This is a genomic window from Micromonospora sp. NPDC003197 (assembly GCF_053590565.1).
The window spans coordinates 377,262-398,476 of the sequence record NZ_JBSFTE010000001.1 but is presented as its reverse complement, the minus strand read 5'-3'; the positions used below and the strand labels follow the sequence as shown (position 1 = coordinate 398,476).

Here is a 21,215-nt window from a genome sequence, read left to right as displayed (position 1 = left end):
AATGCAGCCGCCCCAGCCCAGCCCGATCAGCGGCCAGCCTGCCTCGTCCAGTGGCGAGGGCAGCGGTCAGGCCAGCCCGGTCGGCAGCTATCCGTGTCCGGTGTGTGGTGTCGCCGCCAGTCTGACCACCGGTTGTCCGGGCTGCGGTCGGGGGCCCGATCCCGTCGCCGCCGAGGTCATCCGGCTCGATGGCGAGATCGCCGGGCTCACCGGTCGGGTCGAGCAGGCCCGACAGGCGTACCTGATGCTGTCGGCGACGTTGCGGGATCACCAGCGGCGACGCAACGAGCTGGCCGCCCGGGTACGGGTCGCCAGCTACGTCGACCGCTCGGCCCGTACCCCGATCCGCACCTCGACCGCCCTACCAGCGGTTCCGGCCCAGGTTGCCCCGACGACCGGTAACCCCGACGGTGGCGTACGGCCGGAGACGTCCACCCGTACCGTGCAGAACCTGTTGTTCATCCTCGGTGGGCTGCTGCTCGGTACGGCCGCGATCGTGTTCACCGTGGTTGCCTGGGCCACTGTCGGGGTCACCGGCCGGGCGATGATCCTGGCCGCCGTCACGCTGCTGGTGCTGGCCGCCCCGCCGTTGGCGAAGCACCGGGGGCTGACCGCGACCGGGGAGACGTTCGCCGCAGTGGGGCTGCTGCTGGTGTTGCTCGACGGGTACGCGGCCTGGTCGGTCGATCTGTTTGGCGTGGCCGGCTGGCCGGGGCTGCGTTATCCGGCGCTGGTGTTGACGCTCGGTACGGTGATCGCCGCTGGTTACGGCGCGGCCACCCGGCTCGCCGCACCCTGGTTTACCGCGCTGCTCCTGGCCCAGCCGGTGCCAGTCTTGCTGGCGGTCGACGCCCACCTGGGGGTCGCCGGGTGGGCGTTGGTGCTCGCCGGGTTGGCCACGCTGAATCTCGCGGTGGTGTGGCTGGTACGTGGTGACGGGGTAGCGCGGGCCGGTCGGATCAGCGCCTGGATCGCGTACGGCGTCGCGCTGCTCGGCGCGGCCGGCTGCGGCCTGGGCGCCCTGTTCGTCACCGACCCGCCGATACTGGCCGGTGGCCCGTTGGTGGTGGTGGCGCTGCTGTTGGTGGCCGGCTCGATCGTCGGCCGGGGCGTCGTCTTTCCGGCGGTGGCGGCCGGCGTGCTGGTGGTCGTGGTGGCCGCTGCGGCGGTCCGCCCGATGGTCGAACTGCCCGGATCACCGTTGCTGCCGGCGGCACTGGTTGTCATGGCGATCGCCCTGCTCGTGACGGCGGTGCCGGGGTTCATGAGGACGATGGCCGGAGCTGTTACGGCGGCGGGCGGGGTGTTGCCGCCCCGAGTGGGGCTCGGTGCCCGCATCGGTGGGCTGGTCACCGTCGGCGCGCTGTGGATCCCGGTCGGGATCGCGGTGCTTGTGGTGGTGGCGGCCACCCTGCTGCGATCGATGCCGGTGTGGCGGGGGGACGTCGACGCGATCGTGCCGCTCGACTGGCAGGTACCGGTGTCGGTGGGGGTGGCCAGCACGGCATTGGCGCTGCTGCTGCCCAGGGCTGCCCGGGTCAGCACTGCGATCGGCGGGACCGGGCTGGTGGTGCTGGCCCTGCCGGCGACCGGACTGGCCTGGTGGGCGGTGCCGGTGGTGGACCTCGCGGTCGCGGTTGGTCTGCTGGCGGCGGTTGGTCTGCCGGCGGCGGTTGGCCCGCTGGTAGCGGTTGGCCTACCGGCGGCGGTTGGCCTACCGGCGGCCACCGGCGGTGGCCGGCTTGTGCCGCGCAGCCCGACTCCGGTCCGGGTGACAGCCGCCCTGACCGGTGCGCTGCTGGCCGGACATGCGCTCCTGGTGGGCCTGGCCCGCCCGGCGAGCGCCACCGCCGTACTCGCCGGGCTCCTGGTTGTCGGGATCGCGGTCGCGTTCACCGCGCCGGTCGACTCCTCAGTGGACCGGGCGGTCGGCGGAACCGCGCTCGCCGTCGGGCTGCTCGCCGGGCCAGCTGCGCTGACCGTGGGGCTCTTCACCGCCGGGGTCGGCCTCGGGTGGCAGGCACGGGGAGGCACCATCGCCGTCGCCCTGCTGGTCGGTGCGCTGGTCGCGGTCCGTCGGTGGCGGCCTGGCCAACAGTCGTACGCCGCCGTGGCGCTCGCGCTCGCCGTCCTGGTGCCGGGTCTGTCCCCGGCCGTCGAGCGGGCCGGGGAGCCCCGACCGGTGTACGCCTCGATCACCGTCCTGCTGGTGGCCATCGGACTGGTGCTGGTCCGGCCGATCCAGCGGGCGGTGCCGTTGCTGCTCTCCGGCGGGCTACTGCTGCTGACCAGCGCGGTCCTGCTGACACCGGCCGTCTGGGCGGTGCTGGTCAGCCCGTACGCCTGGCTGGGTGGGATCTGGTCCGGCGCACCCGGTGGAGTGGGGCTGGTGCCGGTCAGTGGGCCATCCGACGAACTGATGCACCGGGTGGACGCCCCGGCCGGGATCGCCTTGGCCGTCCTCACCGTCGCCGCACTGATCCTCCCCTGGCCGTACCAGTCGATCCATTGGGGCCGTCGCTGGGCCGGCAGGCTCGTCACGGCAGCACCGCTCGGGGCGACGGCGCTCCTGGTCGGACTGGCCGTGTCGGGGGCCCGCTGGCCGGTCGTACCGGCGGTGGCGCTGGTCAGCGGGCTCACCGGCCTGCTCTTCGCCGCGCTGACGCCGTGGCGACCCCGGGTCGGCGCGGTGACCGTACCGCTGGGGGTGGTCCTGGCCGGGCCGGGTCTGGCGGGTCTGCTGGCGACGAAGGCCAGCACGCTCGTGGCGGTGGGCCTGGTCGTCGTGGTCGCTGCGGTGACCGGGCTCGCCGGCCGGACCCGCCCCGCCCGGCTGGCCGGTTGGCTGGCCGCGGTCCCCACCGGGGTGATCTTCGCGGTGGTCGCGTCCCGGGCCGCCGAACTGCCGCTGCGGTTCGCCGCCTTCGCGGTGCTCGGGGTGGCCGGGGCGGCTCTGGCCGTCGGTGCCGTGCTGCGCGGCCGGCGACCGGTGGAATCGATCACGATCGAGGCAGCCGGTCACGCCGGTGCGGTGGTCGCCCTACTGCTCGCCGCGTCCGACCTGCGGTACGCGGTAGTGGTCTGCACGTTGTGGGGGGTCGCGACAGGCGTCCGGGCGCTGCACCCGAAGGAGTCGGCGGGTCGTCGCTGGAGCCTCGCGGCGGTCGCGGGTGGGAGTGAACTGCTCGCCGCGTGGCTGCTGCTGGCCGCCGAGCGGGTGGCGGTGCTGGAGGCGTACACCCTGCCGGCGGCGGCGTTGGCGTTGGTCGCCGGCTGGCTGGCGAACCGGACGCGGCCGGGGCGGAACAGTTGGCTCACGTACGGGCCGGGGCTGGCTGCGGCGTTGCTGCCGGGCCTGGTCTCGATTCTGGTCGCCGACGGGCAGCCCTGGCGGCGGCTACTGGTCGGGGCAGGGGCACTCGTCACGGTGCTGGTGGGTGCCAGGTGGCGTCGGCAGGCTCCGGTGCTGCTCGGTGGCGGGACGCTCGCCCTGGTCGCGCTGCACGAGGTGGTCGGAGTCTGGGACCGACTACCTCGGTGGATTTTCCTGGCGATCGGTGGCCTCGCGCTGATCGGGCTGGCCATGACCTACGAGCGACGGCGACGGGACCTGGCCCGGCTGCGCGTTGCGGTACGCCGGATGACCTGACCTGGCCTGACGTGACGTGACCCGGTTGCCTCCGCCGGTTGCCTCCGCCGCCTGCCGACTGCCGAGCCGACTCGTAACTGCCCCATTACCCGACGAAGTGGGCTCTAGCGGGAGATGTCGATGTCTGGTAAGAATTCCTTCGATCTTTGGTGCTATCGCTAAAGAAATCTTCATCCCCCAGCTGTGGAGGTCGTCCATGACCGGCAGTCACCTGTCCCGCCGGGACGTCATGCGTGGTGCGGTACTCATCGGCGTCGGCACCGCCGCCGGCGGACTGTCGCTCGCCAGTGCCGCGCCGGCCCTCGCCGTCGATTCGCCCACCATCGCCAGCTGCGCCACCTGGGGGGCTCGCAACCCCTCCAGCTCGCTCAACGTCATCTCGTCCTCGCCGAACAAGATCATCATCCACCACACGGCCAGCGCGAACGTCAGCGACACCTCGCTGTCGTATGCCTACTCGTTCGCCCGTACCGTCCAGGGCTGGCACATGGACGGCAACGGCTGGGCCGACAGCGGTCAGCACTTCACCATCAGCCGGGGCGGGCACGTGATGGAGGGCCGGCACAACAGCCTCAGCCGCCTACAGGCCGGCAGCGGGATGGTCGTCGGCGCACACTGCCCCGGCCAGAACGACAAGGCCATCGGGATCGAGAACGAGGGGCTCTACACCTCGGTCGCCCCGCCGGCAGTGCTCTACAACAAGCTGGTGCAGTTCTGCGCATACATCTGCGATCAGTACAACATCGCCCCGACCCAGATTTTCGGCCACCGCGACTACGTCGCCACCGCCTGCCCCGGTGACGTCCTCTACGCCAAGCTGCCGCAACTGCGTCTCGACGTCGCCGCCGCGCTCGGCGGCACCACCCCGCCGGCGTTCAGCGTCATCATCGACAACACCACCGCCGGGCGGTTCACCGCCAGCGCCAACTGGCTCACCTCCAGCTACTCCGCTGAGCGCTACGGGGCGGACTACCGGTACGCCAACCCGCAGGCGATCAGTGACGTCGCCTACTACAAGGCGAACATCCCGGCCGAGGGCAGCTACCGGATCGACGCCTGGTACCCCGGCATCGCCGGCTACAACACGGCCACGCCGTACGTCGTCGTCGCCAAGGGCGGCAACCAGACCGTCATCGTCGACCAGAGCACCGGTGGCGGGGCATGGAAGTCCCTCGGCACCTTCACCCTCACCGCCGGTGACAAGGACGTGGTCGGGGTGAGCCGGTGGTCCAGCGCCACCGGATACGTCGTCGCCGACGCCGTACGGATCACCCGGGTCTGACCGGGGCGGCACCGTTGCCGACCAGGGCAGTGTCGTTCGCTGCCCCGGTCGGCGTCGCCCGCTGCCCAGCGGTAGCGTCGTTCGCTGCCCGGGGTGGCGTCGTTCGTGACGGAAAGGTGGGCAAGCATCACGACGGCTCCTGAGCTGGACCAGCCAGAAGGTAAGGTCAGCCGCATGGCAGAGGTGCTCGACGCTGAGGCGGTGCGCAGCGAGCTGGACGGGTTGGCCGGCTGGACCGGTAACCCGGCTGGCATTTCCCGGACGGCAGAACTGGGCGGCTTTCCCGAGACGATCTCCGTTGTCGACCGGGTTGCGGTGGTCGCCGAGGAACTCAACCATCATCCCGACATCGACATCCGCTGGCGCACCGTGACCTTCAAGTGCGTCACCCACTCTGTTGGCGGAGTGACCCGGCGGGACTTCGACCTGGCCCGCCGCATCGACGAGATCCTACGGAACCCGGCATGAGATTCGAGATCAGCAAGGTTCTGGACGCGATCGAGGGCCGGGTCTGCACCGACCCTGCCCTGGCTCGGGCGGTGCTCGACCTGGCCGACGTGGTCCGCTACGTCGACCTCGACGGTGGCCGGCCGGCCAGCCTGTTACGACTCGGGATCACCATCGACGCGCTCGGTCGGCAACTCCAGGAGGACGGCGCACCGGTCTACGCGGTGGTGCACCGGGGGCTGCTCTCCGACGCCGACCTGACCTCCAACGAGCGGATGGTGATCCGCCGCTGGGCCGACGACGGTCTGGTCGAGGTCGTCGACCAGCGCCCCGCCGACCGGGTGCTTGAGGTGGCCGACCTGCTCGGCCTGCCGGTGCTCAGTCGGCAGCGGTTCGACGGGCTCGCCGGGCGTTTTCCGTGGGTGACCGAGCCGGGGCGGATGCTCGCCCCGATCCCCAGCGCGAACGGTCCCACCCTCAAGGCCCGGGTGGGCGTCAGCGTGCCCACCGCGGTCGGCCCGTCACCGGCCGGCACCAAGTTGCTCGCCCGCGTGTGGCGCTGCCCCGAACTGGGATGTTCCCTGTTCGGCGGTGGCGGAGGCGGTGCCTTTGCCGACCTGCGGGTCGAACGAGCGCCGTACGGTCAGCCGCCGCCGAGCCTGCGTACCGGGGTGCCGACCTGCCCCCGGCACGAGCGCCGGCTCTCCGACATCGGTCCGCGCCCCAAGATCGAGGTGCTCGCCGTACGGATCGGTGGGCAGATCCGGCGACGGTTCGTGGTCGCCCCCGAACAGCGGGTCGTGGTGGGCCGGGCGCCGGAACAGTCCGAGGGCATCCGGCTGGGGCAGTGGCTCAACGACGAGGCCCGGCGTTGGATCAGCCGTAACCATGTCAGCTTCGAGTTGCACGGCGCCGACCTGATCGCCCGGGACGTGAGCACCAACGGTTCGGGCATCCGGCCGGGCGGTTCGATGGACGAGGCGCAGCGGGTGCCCCTGATCAACCAGCAGGCCCGGGCGCTGAGCACCGGAGACCTCGTGGAGCTGTATCCGGGCGTACAGATCGGTCGAGCGGCGAAGATGACCTCCGGGGGCGACTTCAACCCGACCTCGGTGATGGCCGAGGCCCCCACCATGGCGATCCGCCTCAAGCCGTAGGTCCGCCCACCTCCCCAACAGCCGGTTAGTTCGCCCGCCCCGTACGTGTACGGGGCGGGCGAACCGCGTCAGGCGGGTGGCGGGTTAGCCGCGCAGTACGGCGGCCAACTGTTCGACCGCGTGGTCCAGCTCCTCGACGGTGACGACCAGCGGGGGAGCCAACCGGATCGTCGAACCGTGGGTGTCCTTGGCCAGGATGCCGCGCTCGGCCAGCCGCTCACACGCCTGCCGGCCGGTCATCAGCGTCGGGTCGATGTCGATCCCGGCCCACAGGCCCCGGCCGCGTACGGCCACCAGGCCCTGCCCGACCAGCTTCTGCAACGCGGCGTGCAGGTGCACGCCCAGCTCGGCGGAGCGGCGCTGGAACTCCCCGGTGGCCAGCAGCCGGACCACCTCGGTGGCGACCGCGCAGGCCAGCGGGTTCCCGCCGAAGGTGGAGCCGTGCTCGCCGGGGCGCAGCACCCCGAGCACCGACCGGTCGGCGGCCACCGCCGACACCGGCACGATGCCCCCGCCCAGCGCCTTGCCGAGCAGGTACATGTCCGGTACGACATCCTCGTAGTCGCAGGCGAACGTCGTACCGGTCCGGCCCAGCCCGGACTGGATCTCGTCGGCGAGGAAGAGCACGTTCCGCTCGGTGCACACACGACGTACGCCGGAGAGGTAACCGGCCGGCGGGACGACGACGCCCTGCTCGCCCTGGATCGGCTCCAGCAGTACGGCCACCGTGGTGTCGTCGATGGCCTCGGTCAACGCGGCCAGGTCGCCGTACGGGACGATCCGGAACCCGGGGGTGTACGGGCCGAAGTCGTCGCGGGCGTCCGGGTCGGTGGAGAAGCTGACGATGGTGGTCGTACGGCCGTGGAAGTTGCCGTCGGCGACCACGATGGTGGCCTGCCCGGACGGCACCCCCTTGACCTGGTAGCCCCACTTGCGGGCCACCTTGATGGCGGTCTCCACCGCCTCCGCCCCGGTGTTCATCGGCAGCACCAGTTCCTTGCCGCACAGCTGGGCCAGTTCGCGGCAGAAGGCGGCAAACTGGTCGTGGATGAACGCGCGGCTGGTCAGCGTGAGCCGGTCGAGCTGAGCGTGGGCGGCGGCGATCAGCGTCGGGTGCCGATGCCCGAAGTTGAGCGCCGAATAGCCGGCCAGACAGTCCAGGTAGCGCCGGCCGTCGACGTCGGTCAGCCAGGCGCCCTCGGCTGATTCGATCACCACCGGCAGCGGGTGGTAGTTGTGCGCGGTCCACCGTTCCGCGTCGCGTACCGCCGTCGGCGTACGCAGAGCGTCGTCCGTCGGCGGGGTACGCAGGGCGTCGTCCACGATCATTTGCTTCCCTCTCCTTCACGCAGCGTCAACGTGCAGCACTTCGGGCCACCGCCGGCTTTGCGCAGCTCGGACAGGTCGACGCCGATCGTCTCGTACCCCCGGTCGCGCAGCGTGGCGGCCAGCGCGGTGGCCTGGCGGGGCAACACCACGTGCCGGCCGTCGCTGACCGCGTTGAGGCCGAACACCGCCGCGTCGGCGGCGGTGGCCAGCACCGCGTCCGGGAAGAGCCGCCGCAGCACCGCCTGGCTGCCGGGGGAGAAGGCCGCCGGCAGGTACGCGACGTTCCGTTCGTCGAGTACGCAGAGCGCGGTGTCCAGGTGGTAGTAGCGCGGGTCGACCAGTTGCAGCGTGATCACCGGCCGCCCGAAGACCTCCTGGAGGTGGGCGTGCTCGGCGTGGGCGGTGCGGAAACCGGTGCCGGCGAGCAGCAGGTCACCGGCGAGCAGCAGGTCGCCCTCACCCTCGTTGACGTGCTTGGGGTCGTACATCGCGAAGCCGGCGCGCTCGAACCAGGCCCGGTAGGCCGGTGCCTCGTCGGCACGCTGCGGGTCGCGGAACTGCACTGCCAGTGCCTTGCCGTCGATGACGATGCCACCGTTGGCGGCGAAGACCATGTCCGGCAGGCCGGGCAGCGGCTCGATCTCCTCGACCCGGTGCCCCAGGTCGAGGTACGTCTGACGCAGCGTCTCCCACTGCCGGACGGCGAGCGCGGTGTCGACCGGGGCGGAGGGATCCATCCACGGGTTGATCGCGTAGTCGACGGCGAAGTACGTCGGCCGGCACATCAGATAGCGCCGACCGGTGGTATCCAACGTCATGTGTCCTGCTCCCAGGGGATCGGACGCGCCCGGCCACGGAACGGCTGCGGGCTGGCGTCCTGATCCACGCTATTCCGGGGCGGACGGCGGAAACCACTGGTGAGACTTGCGTAGTGGCGTGGAACGTTGCGTCTAACTCCGGTCAGGCCATCGGTTCGTTGCGCGCGATCGCTCCGGACATGTTTCGAGGGGCGGCAACGTTGCCGCCCCTCGAAGATGTGCGCTTGGCCGGTGAACCACCTGTACCCAGTCGCTGGAACCGGTGAACCACCGTTCCGAGATCAGTAGTTGCCCGTCAGAACCGGTTCACAAACTGTGAGTCAAGCCACTCCCGGAACCGCTGCACGGTGTCACCGTCCATCGTGGGCCAGCCGAACTCGCCGCTGACCGCGAGCACGCCGAGAAGCACCGCGCCGAGGCCGAGCATGAGACCGATCAGCGCGTCGGTCTTGCCGGCCACGTGCCGACGGCCGGTGGCCGAGACGCCGCCGATGCTGAACAGCAGGGCGAGGACGCCCAGGCCGATGCCGTACCCGGCGAGGGTGCCGGTGAGTACGAAGAGCGCCGCCGCCACGCCGACAATCAGGCCGAGGGTGGCGAGCATGCTGGCCCGGGGGCGAGGGCCAGCGGGTACGACCCGCTCAGTGCTCGGGTCGACCTGCGGCACCCGGTCGGTGTCGACTTTCCGGGGGACGTCCGTCGTCCGGTCGGTAGCCGATCGGCGGTTGGTCTCCAGCCGGCGGTCCGTGTCGACCGGTCGCGGCCGGGTGGTCGTACGCGTATCGGTGCTGCGCGTGTCGTTGGCGCGGGTGTCGGTGCTGCGCGTGTCGGTAGCGCGGGTGTCGGTGGTGCGAACGGGACGGTCGGCGACCGCTACCCGCCCACTGTCGCGGGTCTCGTCGGTGCTGGTGACGGTGGCGGTGCTGCTGGTGTCGGTGGTCGACCGGTCATTGCTGGCGACCTGACTGCCGGCCCGGGTGGGCGCCGTCTCCTGGTTGCGCGAGAACGAAGGAATTCTGACCATGGTTCACCTCCTGAGCCAAGCGTGGGTGCCGTGTCCGGTGGCGCCTACGCGGGGGACCACATCGCTGTACCCCGATGTGCTGGCGGCCACACCTGTCCGTACCAGCACCGTCTACTTCAGCGAGAGAGCGGTGGCCAAACCCATCGCGGGTGGGGTGCAGCGCCGCGGAAACGGTTCGACCGGGGAGACGGCCGGCTGTCACGATCAGAGCATGACTGCCAACGTTGAGGCCGCGACTTGGTCGTTGCACGGAGTGGCGATGGGCGACGCGTTCGGCGAGACGTGGTTCTTCCGGCCCGCCGAGCAGATGCAGCGGCTTCTCGATGAGCGGTTCGTACCACAGGGACCTTGGCCGTGGACCGATGACACCGCGATGGCCATCTCGCTCTACCGGACGCTGCGTGACCACGGACAGGTGGTCCAGGATGAGCTGGCCGACCGGTTCGCCAGTGCGTACGCCGCCGACCCGTATCGCAACTACGGCCCGTCCATGCACGGGGTGTTGCAGGCCATCGGTGCTGGTGAGCCGTGGCAGCTGGTCACCGCCGCCCAGTTCGACGGGCAAGGGTCCTGGGGCAACGGTGCCGCGATGCGCGTCGGCCCACTCGGAGCCTGGTTCGCTGACGACCTTGACCGGGTCGTCGAGCAGGCGGACCTGTCCGCTGCGGTCACGCACGCGCACCCCGAGGCGACCGCTGGTGCCATCGCCGTAGCCGTCGCGGCCGCACTGGCGGTACGGCAGGTATCGGCAGAGGAACTGCTGCCGCAGGTAGCTGCTCGCACGCCGGACAGCGAGGTCGCCGCTCGGCTGCGTCTGCTCACCCGCCGACCGTTTTCTCGCCAGCCGCAGTGGATCGCCGGCGAGGTCGGTTGTGGCAGCTTGATCTCCGCCGTTGACACCGTGCCGTACGCGATCTGGTGCGCCGCCCGACACCTCGACAATCTCGTCGAGGCGCTGTGGGCGACCGTCAGCGCTGGCGGCGACATGGACACGACCTGCGCCATCGTTGGCGGTATCGTCGCCGCTCGTACCGGCTTGGACGATGTGCCCGACGAGTGGCTCAACGCCCGCGAAGCACTCCCACCCCTGTAGTCACGCCTACCGTGGAGGCTGGTGTCGGTCCTCGCCCACGCGCTGGGTGAGCAGCGCCGACCTGGGCAGCGGTACGGCGATCGGCGGCCCGTTGGGGTTGATGCGTACCCAGCAGGTGTCCGGGTCGCCGCAGGTCGGGCAGCGCCCGTCAGTGTTGATCGTGTGCTCGGTGACCAGGTCGTAGGTGCTGACCAGCACGTCGGTGGCGCTGTGCGGCAGTGGCTCCTCGGGATGACGGATCCAGCCGAGGAATCGGTTGTGCAGCCAGCCGGCCGGAATGTAGTCGAGTTCGGTGGCCGCCTTCACGAGTTGACTGGCGAGGTAGATCGACAAACTGATCATTGCCCCCTGGTATTCGGCGAACAATTCTCGTCGTTTCGTCGGACAGGGCCAGTCGGCATCGCAGCCGGTGCAGGTCCAGTAGGGGCGTAGCGGGTTGTGCCAACTCATTCCTGCTCCTCCGGGGTAGGCCAGTGTTGGCGGCTGATCGGTATCCGGTGGCGGGCCTGGCAGGGCAGGTCAGCGCTGCACGTACACCTGCGCTCCAGCGGCAGCGGACGGTGCCGGCGCGCGAAGGTCATCGCCGCTGCGGAGAGGTATTCCTCGTAGGAGACACGACGTTTCATTCGCCCTCCTTCGCCCTCCCGGAAACCGTTCGCCGCTGATCATTTCTGCCTTGCAAGCCGCCTATCAAGTTTCTGTCCGTCCATTGTCTTGCGCAATGAACTGCGGCTTCATAACCTCAATTGCCGGGGTTGACGGAGGAATGCGGAAAGGTCGGTGAGGGAATGGTTCTTATTTGTTGCACGAGGGAATGCGGGGTGTTGCATCGTGGATGAAACATCGGGTTCGACTGTCCCGAGGAGACAGCTCGGGCGGCTGCTCACCCAGCTCCGCGAGGAGGCGGCAGTCACCCTCGACGCGGCAGCCGAGGAGTTGGACTGCTCCCGGCAGAAGATCTGGCGGATCGAAAAGGGGCTGGTTCCGGCCCGGGTCATCGACGTACGGGCGCTCTGCACGCGGTACGGCGTGGCCGAGGAGGTGACTGATCTCGTACTCGGTCTGGCCCGGGAGACCCGGGCCACCGGCTGGTGGCACTCCTACGGCAGTGCCGTGCCCACCTGGTTTTCGCTCTACGTCGGCCTGGAGGAGCGGGCCCAGCAACTCCGTCACTACAACGGCGAGCTGATTCCCGGCCTGTTGCAGACCCGGGCCTACGCCACCGAGATGTTTCGCCGCAAGTCACCGACGATGCCGGTGGAGGAGCGGGAGAAACTGGTGGCGGTCCGGTTGCAGCGGCAGAACGTGCTCACCCGCCGACTACCACCCGCGCCCACGTTCCGAGTGATGCTGAGCGAGGCGGTGCTGCTCCGGCCACCGCTCGATCGGGCCGGCATGGGTGACCAGTTGCGGCACCTGCTGGAGGCAGGCACCCGCGACAACATCTCCATCCGGGTGCTGCCGCTCGCCGCCGGACCGCCGCTGGCCAGTGAGGCCGGCACCTTCGTCATCCTCGACTTCCCGGTCGCCTTCGGCCGGGCCGCCACCGAGCCGACCACCATCTACATTGAGGGCATCACCGGTGCGCTCTATCTCGACCGGCAGGCGGAGGTGGCCGCCTACGCGCACGTCTGGTCGGACCTGGAATCCCTGGCCCTGGACGAGAGACAATCAGCAAGGTTGATCGGCGAGATCATAGGAGAGCGCTATGCCTGACTTGAATGGTGCGAGATGGCGCAAGGCTGCCCGCAGTGGTGGCAGCGGCGGAGACTGTGTCGAGGTGGCCGACAACCTCGTCGGCGTGGTCGGCATCCGGGACAGCAAGGACGCCGCCGGCCCGGTGCTGGCGGTCGAGCCGAGCGCCTGGACGGCGTTCGTGTGCAGCGTGAAGTCCGGCCGCCTGACCCGGTGACGCAGCGGAGCGGCAGGGTCGCCGGGCCATCCGTCCGGCGATCCCGTCCGCATTGACGGCGATGGTAGACCGGGGCACGCTGAGGTGGGCCCCTAGCCCGAGCAATCAACCAAGGCTGATCGGCGAGATCATAGGAGAGCGCTATGCCTGACCTGAGTGGTGCCCGGTGGCGCAAGTCCACCCGCAGTGGTGGCAGCGGTGGCGAGTGTGTCGAGGTGGCTGACAACCTCGTCGGTGTGGTTGGCATCCGGGACAGCAAGGACGTCACCGGCCCGGTGCTGGCGGTCGACCCGTACGCCTGGACGGCGTTTCTGAACAGCGTGAAGTCCAGCCACCTGAGTCACTGATAAAGGTTCAGGCGCGCGGCAGCACGCCCAGGAGTGTCGAGGTGAAGGACATCCGCAGAGCGTCACGCAGCTCCATGTGGAGTACGCCGAGCGCAGGCTCGTCCGCATAGGCGGCGAGGAGGCTGGGCGGCGGCGGGGCGTAGGACGACAGGGCGCCCGCCGCGACGAGGCTCATCAGGCAGAAGGGTTGTGCGCTGTCGCCGAGCTCGGGCACATGGCGGCGCACGAGCTCGGTCATGACCGCGAGCCTGGCGAGGGAGGATCGCTTGTGCCGTTTGATCACCTCGACCGAGACGTTGTGCTCAAGGACGCCGCCCTGCGCGCCGAAGAGGTCGCACAGCACCACCCGGTCCGCCAGCGACTGGCTGAGGATCTCGGCTAGCCGGCTTGCCCGCACTTCCGGCGCCGCGTGCGCCTCGATGCCCGCGGCCAGCTCGTCCGCCAGCTCGGCGAGCCAACTTCCCAGGAAGTCGTCCAGCAGTTCGAGCAGCACCGCCTCGCGCGACTCGAAATAGCGCAGGACATTCGACTTGGCCAGGCCCACCCGCCGGCTCAGTTCGTTGAGGCTCACCTCGGCCACGGGCATCTCGTTGAGCATCGCCGCCGCCGTGTCCAGGATCGCCCGGCGGCGGATCTCCCGCTGCTCCTCGCTCCGCGCCCGCTGGAATGTCACGTCCCCAGCCTAGCTTAAAGACCAGCGGTTCCTTGACAGCAGACCGGCAGTCTCTTAAGGTCGTTCTCATAACAGACCGATGGTTCTTTAGGAGTGTGCCGTGAGTGTGAGTGGAAACTGGACCGAGCAGCACATCCCCGACCAGCACGGACGGGTGGCGATCGTGACCGGCGCCAACACCGGGCTGGGCTTCGAGACCGCCCGGATGCTCGCCGCGCGCGGGGCGGCGGTGGTCCTGGCCGTCCGCGACATCGAGAAGGGCAGGCAGGCAGCCGCCCGCATCACCGGCGACGTCACCGTCCAGGTCCTCGACCTGACCTCCCTGGCCTCGATCCGGTCCGCGGCGGCCGACCTGCGCGCCGCCCACCCGCGCATCGACCTCCTGATCAACAACGCCGGCGTGATGTACACCCCGAAGCAGACCACCGCCGACGGTTTCGAGCTGCAGTTCGGCACCAACCACCTCGGCCACTTCGCCCTCACCGGCCTGCTGCTGGACCGGCTCCTGCCCGTCCCCGGCTCCCGCGTCGTCACGGTCAGCAGCACCGGCCACCGCATCCGGGCCGCCATCCACTTCGACGACCTGCAGTGGGAGCGCTCGTACAGCCGTGCCGCCGCCTACGGCCAGGCCAAACTCGCCAACCTGATGTTCACGTACGAACTACAGCGCCGGCTCGCGCCGCACGGCACCACGGTCGCGGTGGCCGCCCATCCCGGCGTGTCCAACACCGAACTCATCCGCAACACACCCGCCGCGATTCGGCTGCCCGTCACCTGGCTCGCGCCGCTGCTCACCCAGAAGGCCGAGATGGGTGCCCTGCCCACCCTGCGCGCCGCCACCGATCCGGCCGTCATCGGCGGCCAGTACTACGGTCCCGGCAACCGGGGTGAGATCCGGGGATATCCGAAGCTGGTCACCTCCAGCCCCGACTCCCACGACCAGACCGTTCAGCAGCGCCTGTGGACTGTCTCCGAAGAGTTGACCGGAGTGACGTTTCCCGTGCGGTAAAGCGGTGACTCCACAGCTGAGGGATTTTCTTCGGAACTGAGTCGGCTGCTCGGCAAGGAGGTGGTCGGTGACTCCGCAGGGGCGGTTTGCCGAGGTATGGCGTGGGCCTTACCGCTGTCAGTCGATCAGGTAGATGCGCATCGCGTGGGCCAGGGGCGTCAAACCATAGACGGCATAGGCAGTCGAAAGGGCGGTAGCCACCAGGCCCCAACGGGTCATTCGAGCGGACAGCGCCCGGCGGTACCTGGCCAGCGCAACAAGGCCGGCGAGCGCCAGGGGAATCGCGAGTACCGGTCCGAGCAGAGTGACGAAGAATCCCGGTACGCCAAGTAGCCAGCCCGGCACTATCCACAGCCAGGTCGGGGGATAGGGGCGCGGGCTCCAGAGGTACGGAATCACCGCGGCGGCGAGGTAGGCCGCTACCACGTAGAACTGGACGCCGGTGAGAGCCCGAAGCAGCCCGACAGGCAGTCCGCCTTGCTTCTGGTTGGTCCCGACCGGGAGTGTCTGCGCCGTGGTCGACTTCCGGCTGCGGCTCGCCGCCAAGCGCAGCGACGGCAGGGTCCATGCCGCCCAGAACAGGTACTGCCAGCGTGCGGCTGCCCCGTGCTGAGCCAGGGCGACCAGGTCACCCGTCCACTCGTTCTGTTGCCGGTCACGGAATCCCGCCGGTAGCAGGCGGGTGAGCGCGGCGACGGCGGCGCGTTCGATTGGCGGACACGGGCTCGGACAGTTCTGGGGCACCGATTCCGGCGCGGGTGCCGTCCGTTTCACCACGCCAACCGCCTCCGGGTGCCCGAGCCTGCGTTGCGCCGCTTCTCGGCGGCCAGGACAGCCTGCTGAGCTGCGGACGCCCCGGCCGCAGACAGTCGGTAGTAGCGCCGCCGGGGGCGGTTGGCCGCATGGGGGTCGATGTCTTCCTCGCGACTCTCCAGCCAGCCCATGGCCTCGAAGGCGACCAGGATCGGGTAAACGGTTCCCGGTTGCAGGCCCGCCGTCAGAGCCAGATCGAGCCCGTACCGCTCGCGGCTCGGATCGGTCAGCAACGCCCGCAGCACCATGAGGCGTGGCGTTGTCATGCGGAGCGAACTCATATCCGGCATGGTAGCTACCTATTCCTAGTTCTGCATAGGGTGCGGCGAGAGTTCGTGGCCGGGCTACCTGACGGCCGGTCCTGGCCGGCTGCGTGACGGCCGGTCGTGACCAGGTTGCCTGGGCGGGGCAAAGGTCGCTGACTACCCTTGACTGCCATGCCCGAAGGACACACGATCCACCGCCTGGCGGCGCGGCACCGTACGCTCTTCGCCGGTGACAAGGTGCTGGCCGCCAGCCCGCAGGGTCGGTTCGCCGAGGGTGCGGCGCTGCTCTCCGGCTCGGTGCTGGACGACACCGAGGCGTGCGGCAAGCACCTGCTGCACCACTACAACAACGGGCTGAGCCTGCACATCCACCTCGGGCTCTACGGCAAGTTCGCCGACGGCGACGGTGCGCCGCCGGAGCCGGTCGGCCAGGTACGTCTCCAGTTGGCCAGCGACCGGCACTGGCTGGAGTTGCGCGGTCCCACCGCCTGTGAACTGCTCTCCCCGCCCGAGGTCGACGCACTACGCAACCGGCTCGGCGTCGATCCACTGCGCGCCGACGCCGACCCGACCACCGCGTACGCCCGGATCGCGCGCAGCAACATCGCCCTGGCGGCGCTGCTGATGGACCAGTCGATCGTGGCCGGCACCGGCCTGATCTTCGTGACCGAGGCGCTGTTCCGGGCCGGTCTGCCGCCGACCCTGCCCGGCCGAAAGCTCGCCCCGCAGGCATGGGCGACCATCTGGGCCGATCTGGTCGAGTTGATGGGCGTTGCGGTGACCGTCGGCAAGATCGACACAGTTCGCCCGGAGCACCTGCCGGAGGCGATGGGTCGCCCACCGCGCGTCGACGCGCACGGTGGCGAGGTGTACGTCTACCGGCGCGCTGGGCTGCCCTGCCACGTCTGCGGTACGGAGATCAGTCGGGGCGAACTCGCCGGCCGGAACTCGTACTGGTGTCCCACCTGCCAGCCGCCCTCCTGACTCGCCAGTGCCTCATGAGGTAGCCGGTCGGCACTGAGTGGAGACTCAGCTCATCCGCCGATACGAGATACCGGCGGATGAGCTGACGGCCTACCGGCCCGACAATGTCAACGCATAGGTCAGCCCGCGCCGTACCCAGGTGGCCAGGTGGCCGTGCACCAGCCAGGCGAGCCCACCGAACATCCGCTTCTCGGTCACCCCCGGCTGGTCGCCGATGATCTCCCGCACCCGACCGGCCAGTTCCTCATCGAACGCCATCATCGACCTGCCGGCGTTGGAACTCTGCGAACGGCAGGCGGTCGAAGATGAACCGGTTGTAGACGATCTTTCCGTCCCGGACCGTGACAAACTCGGCTGCCGGTGCGCTCTTGGCGGGAACTGTTTCGGTGTCGTACATGAGCAGGGCAGTACTGTCGTCCCCGAACCCGGCGATCATCTCCGCGCGGATCAGGAACTGTTCCGCGAACGGCCCGAGGAACTGGCGGTATGCCTGGATGCCGGTGAGCCGCCCGGCTGGTGCGTCGAGCACAATCTCGTCCGCGATGAAGGCCATCGCCGCTTCAAGATCTTTGCCGGTCCACGCGCGGTGGTAGGCCAAAGCGGTCTGCAATGCTGGGCTGGTCATTGAAACTCCTTCCGGTGTTGCTGGTCTTGACACCGACGACGCGAGGAACGGAACGGCTGTGGCGGAGGTCACTTTCGAGGAGGCGGTGGAGGCGCATCGGCGTGAGTTGCTGGTGCACTGCTACCGCCTGCTGGGTTCGGTGACCGATGCCGAGGACGTGCTCCAGGAAACGCTGCTGGCGGCCTGGCGTGGCCTGGACGGATTTGAGGGCCGAGCCTCGCTGCGGTCCTGGCTGTACCGGATCGCCACCAACCGCTGCCTCAACGCGCTGCGCGACCGTGGCCGACGGATCCCACCCGAGCCGCAACCGCCGTTCCAGCCTCCCGAGCCCAGCCGCCGCAGTCACGTGACCTGGCTTCAGCCGTACCCCGACGCGCTCCTGGTGCACACGCCCGACACCGATCCCAACCCCGAAGCGCGCTACACCGCTCGGGAGGCGATCGAACTGGCGTTCATCGCCGCGCTACAGCGACTCACCCCGAGGCAGGCCGCCGTACTTGTGCTCTGTGACGTACTCGGATATCCACTCGGTGAGGTCGCGCCGATGCTGGACACCACACCGACCGCCATCAAAGGTCAATTGCAGCGAGCCCGCCGTGCGATCGAACGGCACCGCGAGCCCGGCCGTGAGGCGCCACCCGCGCCTGGGTCGGCGCGCGAACGTCAGGTGGTGGAGCGCTTCTCCGAAGCCTTCGCGGGCGACGATGTCGACACCCTGGTCAGTCTGCTCACCGACAAGGCGTGGCTGGCCATGCCGCCCGCGCCGCACGAGTACCACGGCATGGCGGCGATCATGTCGTTCCTGCGGGCCAGTGCCGCCTGGCGCGTCCGTCAGGGTCTGTGTATGCAACTGCGCCCCATCCGCGCGAACGGGCAGCCGGCGTTTACCTGTCACCTCACCGGCGACGGGGACGAGCAACCCGGCGGGCTGATGGTGCTCACCCTGGCCGGCGACCGCCTCAGCGGCATGACCCTGTTCCTCCACGACATCTGATCCCGGTGCTCACCGAAGCTGGAGCATTTGATCCCGGTGCTCACCGAAGCTGGAGCAGCCCGCGTTCGGCCATGAAGGCGTGCAACGTCTCGGCGTCCTCGGCGGACATCAAGCGGCGTGGGATCACGGTCGCCGGCATGCGGCCGACGTACACGATCCAGAAGTCAGAGGTGTCCCTCACCTGGGTGACCCCGTCCCAGGCGATGCCGCCGGACTCCGAGCCGCTGCGCATCATGATGTTGTCGTCGGTGATATCGTACGCGCCCTCGACGGCGTAGCCACTGGAGCGACGCCGGGCGCGCCACCGCACCCACGGCGCGTACAGCATCGACAGCAGGCCCCCCACGACCATCGGCATGCACAGCAGCGAGATCTGGTCGCCCCACGCGAACCCCGGCGAGACGGCGAAACCGATCGCCCCGACCACCACCAGCACCGCGCCGATATAACCGTACTTGCGCAGCCGAACACTACTGAGTGCAGCAGCCACGCGGCCCGGGTAGGCGGGATCGGCTGGGACGTCGAAACGGATGTGCACGCCAGAACGATAGTGCCCCCACTCGCGCCCCGGGCAGCGCATGACTCGCGCCCTGCTGACGGGATCGGTGGTCGTCGGCGAACGACCACCGGGAACACTGGTCAGCTGGCCTTGTAGGTGAGGTAGTGGCCCTTCGGCCAGCTGTGGAAGTTGTTGAGCTCGGACGCCTGACCACTACAGTCCGGGGTCCGGTAGCCGGAGACGCTACCGAAGCCGTCGCTCCAGGCGAGCAGCCAGGTCGCGTCGGCCGGGACCTGACGGCAGACGTCGTCAGGTTTGCCCTGCCTGCCGACTACTTCGGTCGGGTAGCTCGAGTAGAAGACCAGGCCCTCGTCGGGGCTCTTGACCGGCTCGCCAGCGGCTGCAGGCAACGCCGGTAGCGTCGCGGCCAGCGTGGTGATCAGGGCAGCGGCGAAAGTCGCGGCGATTCGGCTGACGGATCTGCGCATGAGTGTCCTTCCGGTCGGCGTTCCGGCTGACTTCAGCCCAGAGGCAAGACGTTTTGTATCGATGTCCATGATTTATTCGGATAGTTTCTGTGTCAACCAAGCGAGAAGGGATCCCGACATCAGCCCTATCAGCCGAGCGACCGATGTCGGGCCGGATGCCCCGCTCGCAGAGGTAGGCGTCCGTCATGCCCCCTCGGGTGCTGACCTCCGACGCATGACTTGAGCGTGACGGCAGGGCACAGTTCGCGCGCCTGTTCGCTGTCCAGGCGGCCTGAGGAGCCAGGTCGAGCCTGATTAGGCTCCCCTAAGACTGCTGATTCCTCCTCTGGGACGGAGCACGAACGCATGGGTAGCACGGCACCACGCATCGAGGGCACCGTCGACGTGCCCGACGATGCGTCCCACCTGCCCGACGATGTGTCCCACCTGCCGGAGGATGCGTTCCACGTGCCGAGCAGCCCGGTCGTGCCGCCGCACCGGCCCCGGCCGTACCCGTTGCCGGTCTGCGCCAGCCCACGCGTCACCGCGCTGGCCGCCGCCCTGGCCGAGGCGGACGATTCGGGGAGGGCAGCGGCGGTTGCCTCGTTCTGGGCGCAGGTCGCCACCGAAGGTACGCCGCTGATCGAGCCTGACGGTACCGAGCACGTGGTCACGTTCCTGTGGCGGGACGAATCGGCACAGGCGGTCGTACTGCACCTGAACAAGCTGACCGACTTCCACGACCTGCGGCAGAGCACCATGCACCGGCTACCCGGTACGGACGTGTGGCACCTTAGCTACCGGATGCCGGGCACCTGGCGGGCCAGCTACACGATCGGGCCGCTGGACGTACCGGTGCCGGAGTTCGACCCGACCGGCACACCCGACCGTACCCTCTGGCAGCGGATGCGGTCGGCGACGGTGACCGACCCACTCAACCGGCAACCGCTGGCCGACGGCCCCGACGGGCCGGTGCTGTCGACGGTGACCCTGCCCGACGCGCCCGCCCAGCCGTGGTTGGCCCCGCGACCGGGTACGCCGAGCGGCACCATCACGGTGCACCGGTTCGAGAGCGCCGCGCTCGGCGGTACGCGTACCGTCCGGCTCTGGGTGCCGCCCGGCGACGGGCAGGCTGACCTGGGCCGGCACGGCGACCTGGGCCGGCACGGCGACTTGCCGGTGGTCGTACTCCTCGACGGCGACCTCTGGGGCGACCAGGGGGCGCTCGGCTCCACCCTGGACAACCTCGTTGGCGCGGGTCGCATCCCGCCGACAGTGGTGCTCATGGTCGATCCGGTCGACATGCCCACCCGTACCCGGGATCTCGCCTGCAATCCGTCCTACGTGGACTTCCTTGTCGACGAGCTGCTGCCCTGGGCTGGTCGGCGGCTGCCGATCACCACCGACCCGGCGCGTAGCGTCATCGCCGGTCAGAGCCTGGGCGGGCTCACCGCCGCCTACGCGGCGCTGCGTGCACCGCACCGGTTCGGGGCCGTACTGTCGCAGTCCGGCTCGTTCTGGTATCCCCGCGACGACTGGTTCGCCACCCGGGTCGCCGAGACGGCAGCCGCTCGCGACATCCGCTGGTACCTCGAAGTCGGCACCCGAGAGTGGGACCTGCTCGACCGGACCCGGCACCTCCGCGACCTCCTGCGGGCGGTGGACGCCCCCGTCGACTACCACGAGTACGACGGCGGGCACGACCCGGTCTGCTGGCGAGGCGGCCTGGTCGACGGCCTACTCACCCTCCTTCGGGTGTAAGGAAGGGCCCCTTCTTATCGCTTTCTGCATAGGAAGGGCCCCTTCCTAACACCCCAACCCGAGCGG

24 protein-coding genes are annotated in these 21,215 nt (G+C 69.6%); 12 read left to right on the top strand and 12 right to left on the bottom strand.

Annotated features, from left to right (window positions below):
* The first annotated feature begins 1 nt into the window (after position 1).
* The 4 genes from ACWDV4_RS01810 (at position 2) to ACWDV4_RS01795 (ending at position 6,535) form a co-directional block, all read left to right on the top strand.
* Positions 2 to 3,649: an SCO7613 C-terminal domain-containing membrane protein gene (locus ACWDV4_RS01810; protein WP_449974040.1), complete on the top strand. Its 3,648-nt coding sequence runs from the start codon at positions 2 to 4 to the stop codon at positions 3,647 to 3,649.
* Positions 3,650 to 3,845: 196 nt separating this feature from the next.
* Positions 3,846 to 4,931 carry a golvesin C-terminal-like domain-containing protein gene (locus ACWDV4_RS01805; RefSeq protein ID WP_449974039.1) on the top strand — a complete coding sequence of 362 codons (1,086 nt, stop codon included), beginning with the start codon at positions 3,846 to 3,848 and terminating at the stop codon, positions 4,929 to 4,931.
* A 174-nt stretch (positions 4,932 to 5,105) separates the two neighbouring features.
* The gene (locus ACWDV4_RS01800) at positions 5,106 to 5,399 is read left to right on the top strand and encodes a 4a-hydroxytetrahydrobiopterin dehydratase (protein WP_449974037.1); all 294 of its coding nucleotides are present in this window, start codon (positions 5,106 to 5,108) and stop codon (positions 5,397 to 5,399) included.
* Positions 5,396 to 6,535, top strand: coding sequence for an FHA domain-containing protein (locus tag ACWDV4_RS01795; protein WP_449974035.1), 1,140 nt, complete (start codon positions 5,396 to 5,398; stop codon positions 6,533 to 6,535). The genes ACWDV4_RS01800 and ACWDV4_RS01795 overlap by 4 nt, the downstream gene beginning before the upstream one ends.
* Before the next feature lie 84 nt (positions 6,536 to 6,619).
* On the opposite strand, the gene rocD is transcribed toward ACWDV4_RS01795, so the two are convergent.
* The 3 genes from rocD to ACWDV4_RS01780 form a co-directional block, all read right to left on the bottom strand.
* On the bottom strand, positions 6,620 to 7,864 hold the full coding sequence (gene rocD / locus ACWDV4_RS01790; RefSeq protein ID WP_449974034.1) for an ornithine--oxo-acid transaminase: 1,245 nt from the start codon (positions 7,862 to 7,864) through the stop codon (positions 6,620 to 6,622).
* Positions 7,861 to 8,682, bottom strand: coding sequence for a dimethylargininase (gene ddaH / locus ACWDV4_RS01785; RefSeq protein ID WP_449974033.1), 822 nt, complete (start codon positions 8,680 to 8,682; stop codon positions 7,861 to 7,863). Before ddaH ends, rocD begins: the two co-directional genes overlap by 4 nt.
* Before the next feature lie 295 nt (positions 8,683 to 8,977).
* Positions 8,978 to 9,706 (bottom strand): thrombospondin, encoded by a 729-nt coding sequence (locus ACWDV4_RS01780; RefSeq protein WP_449974032.1) that lies wholly within the window; start codon positions 9,704 to 9,706, stop codon positions 8,978 to 8,980.
* A 211-nt stretch (positions 9,707 to 9,917) separates the two neighbouring features.
* Between ACWDV4_RS01780 and ACWDV4_RS01775 the strand changes: the two genes are divergently transcribed.
* Positions 9,918 to 10,799: an ADP-ribosylglycohydrolase family protein gene (locus ACWDV4_RS01775; protein WP_449974031.1), complete on the top strand. Its 882-nt coding sequence runs from the start codon at positions 9,918 to 9,920 to the stop codon at positions 10,797 to 10,799.
* Positions 10,800 to 10,805: 6 nt separating this feature from the next.
* Here the strand turns inward: ACWDV4_RS01775 and ACWDV4_RS01770 are convergent, their stop codons facing one another.
* Entirely contained in the window at positions 10,806 to 11,249 is a 444-nt protein-coding gene (locus ACWDV4_RS01770) for a hypothetical protein (protein WP_449974029.1), read from the bottom strand.
* Positions 11,246 to 11,425, bottom strand: a complete 180-nt coding sequence (locus ACWDV4_RS01765; protein ID WP_449974028.1) for a hypothetical protein — start codon at positions 11,423 to 11,425, stop codon at positions 11,246 to 11,248. The genes ACWDV4_RS01770 and ACWDV4_RS01765 overlap by 4 nt, the downstream gene beginning before the upstream one ends.
* A gap of 205 nt (positions 11,426 to 11,630) precedes the next feature.
* Here ACWDV4_RS01765 and ACWDV4_RS01760 point away from each other — a divergent pair, with 205 nt between their 5' ends.
* From ACWDV4_RS01760 to ACWDV4_RS01750, 3 genes are all read left to right on the top strand, one after another.
* Positions 11,631 to 12,515: a helix-turn-helix domain-containing protein gene (locus ACWDV4_RS01760; RefSeq protein ID WP_449974026.1), complete on the top strand. Its 885-nt coding sequence runs from the start codon at positions 11,631 to 11,633 to the stop codon at positions 12,513 to 12,515.
* A complete protein-coding gene (locus ACWDV4_RS01755; RefSeq protein ID WP_449974025.1) occupies positions 12,508 to 12,711 on the top strand; it encodes a DUF397 domain-containing protein in 204 nt (67 codons plus the stop codon). The genes ACWDV4_RS01760 and ACWDV4_RS01755 overlap by 8 nt, the downstream gene beginning before the upstream one ends.
* Before the next feature lie 143 nt (positions 12,712 to 12,854).
* Positions 12,855 to 13,058 carry a DUF397 domain-containing protein gene (locus ACWDV4_RS01750; RefSeq protein ID WP_449974023.1) on the top strand — a complete coding sequence of 68 codons (204 nt, stop codon included), beginning with the start codon at positions 12,855 to 12,857 and terminating at the stop codon, positions 13,056 to 13,058.
* A 7-nt stretch (positions 13,059 to 13,065) separates the two neighbouring features.
* Here the strand turns inward: ACWDV4_RS01750 and ACWDV4_RS01745 are convergent, their stop codons facing one another.
* Positions 13,066 to 13,731 (bottom strand): TetR family transcriptional regulator, encoded by a 666-nt coding sequence (locus ACWDV4_RS01745; RefSeq protein WP_449974021.1) that lies wholly within the window; start codon positions 13,729 to 13,731, stop codon positions 13,066 to 13,068.
* Between the two features lie 106 nt (positions 13,732 to 13,837).
* Here ACWDV4_RS01745 and ACWDV4_RS01740 point away from each other — a divergent pair, with 106 nt between their 5' ends.
* A complete protein-coding gene (locus ACWDV4_RS01740; protein WP_449974138.1) occupies positions 13,838 to 14,740 on the top strand; it encodes an SDR family NAD(P)-dependent oxidoreductase in 903 nt (300 codons plus the stop codon).
* Between the two features lie 117 nt (positions 14,741 to 14,857).
* Here ACWDV4_RS01740 and ACWDV4_RS01735 read toward each other — a convergent pair whose 3' ends face one another.
* On the bottom strand, positions 14,858 to 15,517 hold the full coding sequence (locus ACWDV4_RS01735; RefSeq protein ID WP_449974020.1) for a hypothetical protein: 660 nt from the start codon (positions 15,515 to 15,517) through the stop codon (positions 14,858 to 14,860).
* Entirely contained in the window at positions 15,511 to 15,834 is a 324-nt protein-coding gene (locus ACWDV4_RS01730) for a PadR family transcriptional regulator (protein ID WP_449974019.1), read from the bottom strand. Before ACWDV4_RS01730 ends, ACWDV4_RS01735 begins: the two co-directional genes overlap by 7 nt.
* A 156-nt stretch (positions 15,835 to 15,990) precedes the next feature.
* On the opposite strand from ACWDV4_RS01730, the gene ACWDV4_RS01725 reads away from it, so the two are divergent.
* On the top strand, positions 15,991 to 16,803 hold the full coding sequence (locus ACWDV4_RS01725; protein ID WP_449974017.1) for an Fpg/Nei family DNA glycosylase: 813 nt from the start codon (positions 15,991 to 15,993) through the stop codon (positions 16,801 to 16,803).
* A 90-nt stretch (positions 16,804 to 16,893) separates the two neighbouring features.
* Here the strand turns inward: ACWDV4_RS01725 and ACWDV4_RS01720 are convergent, their stop codons facing one another.
* Entirely contained in the window at positions 16,894 to 17,064 is a 171-nt protein-coding gene (locus tag ACWDV4_RS01720) for a hypothetical protein (RefSeq protein WP_449974015.1), read from the bottom strand.
* Positions 17,048 to 17,428: a nuclear transport factor 2 family protein gene (locus tag ACWDV4_RS01715; protein ID WP_449974013.1), complete on the bottom strand. Its 381-nt coding sequence runs from the start codon at positions 17,426 to 17,428 to the stop codon at positions 17,048 to 17,050. Before ACWDV4_RS01715 ends, ACWDV4_RS01720 begins: the two co-directional genes overlap by 17 nt.
* Between ACWDV4_RS01715 and ACWDV4_RS01710 the strand changes: the two genes are divergently transcribed.
* Entirely contained in the window at positions 17,421 to 18,422 is a 1,002-nt protein-coding gene (locus tag ACWDV4_RS01710; protein ID WP_449974137.1) for an RNA polymerase subunit sigma-70, read from the top strand. The genes ACWDV4_RS01715 and ACWDV4_RS01710 overlap by 8 nt on opposite strands.
* Positions 18,423 to 18,462: 40 nt before the next feature.
* Here the strand turns inward: ACWDV4_RS01710 and ACWDV4_RS01705 are convergent, their stop codons facing one another.
* Both ACWDV4_RS01705 and ACWDV4_RS01700 read right to left on the bottom strand, forming a co-directional pair.
* Positions 18,463 to 18,960, bottom strand: a complete 498-nt coding sequence (locus ACWDV4_RS01705) for a YcxB family protein (protein ID WP_449974012.1) — start codon at positions 18,958 to 18,960, stop codon at positions 18,463 to 18,465.
* A gap of 101 nt (positions 18,961 to 19,061) precedes the next feature.
* Positions 19,062 to 19,409, bottom strand: a complete 348-nt coding sequence (locus ACWDV4_RS01700; RefSeq protein ID WP_449974011.1) for a hypothetical protein — start codon at positions 19,407 to 19,409, stop codon at positions 19,062 to 19,064.
* A 345-nt stretch (positions 19,410 to 19,754) separates the two neighbouring features.
* Here ACWDV4_RS01700 and fes point away from each other — a divergent pair, with 345 nt between their 5' ends.
* On the top strand, positions 19,755 to 21,149 hold the full coding sequence (fes, locus tag ACWDV4_RS01695) for an enterochelin esterase (RefSeq protein ID WP_449974009.1): 1,395 nt from the start codon (positions 19,755 to 19,757) through the stop codon (positions 21,147 to 21,149).
* Positions 21,150 to 21,215 lie beyond the last annotated feature (66 nt).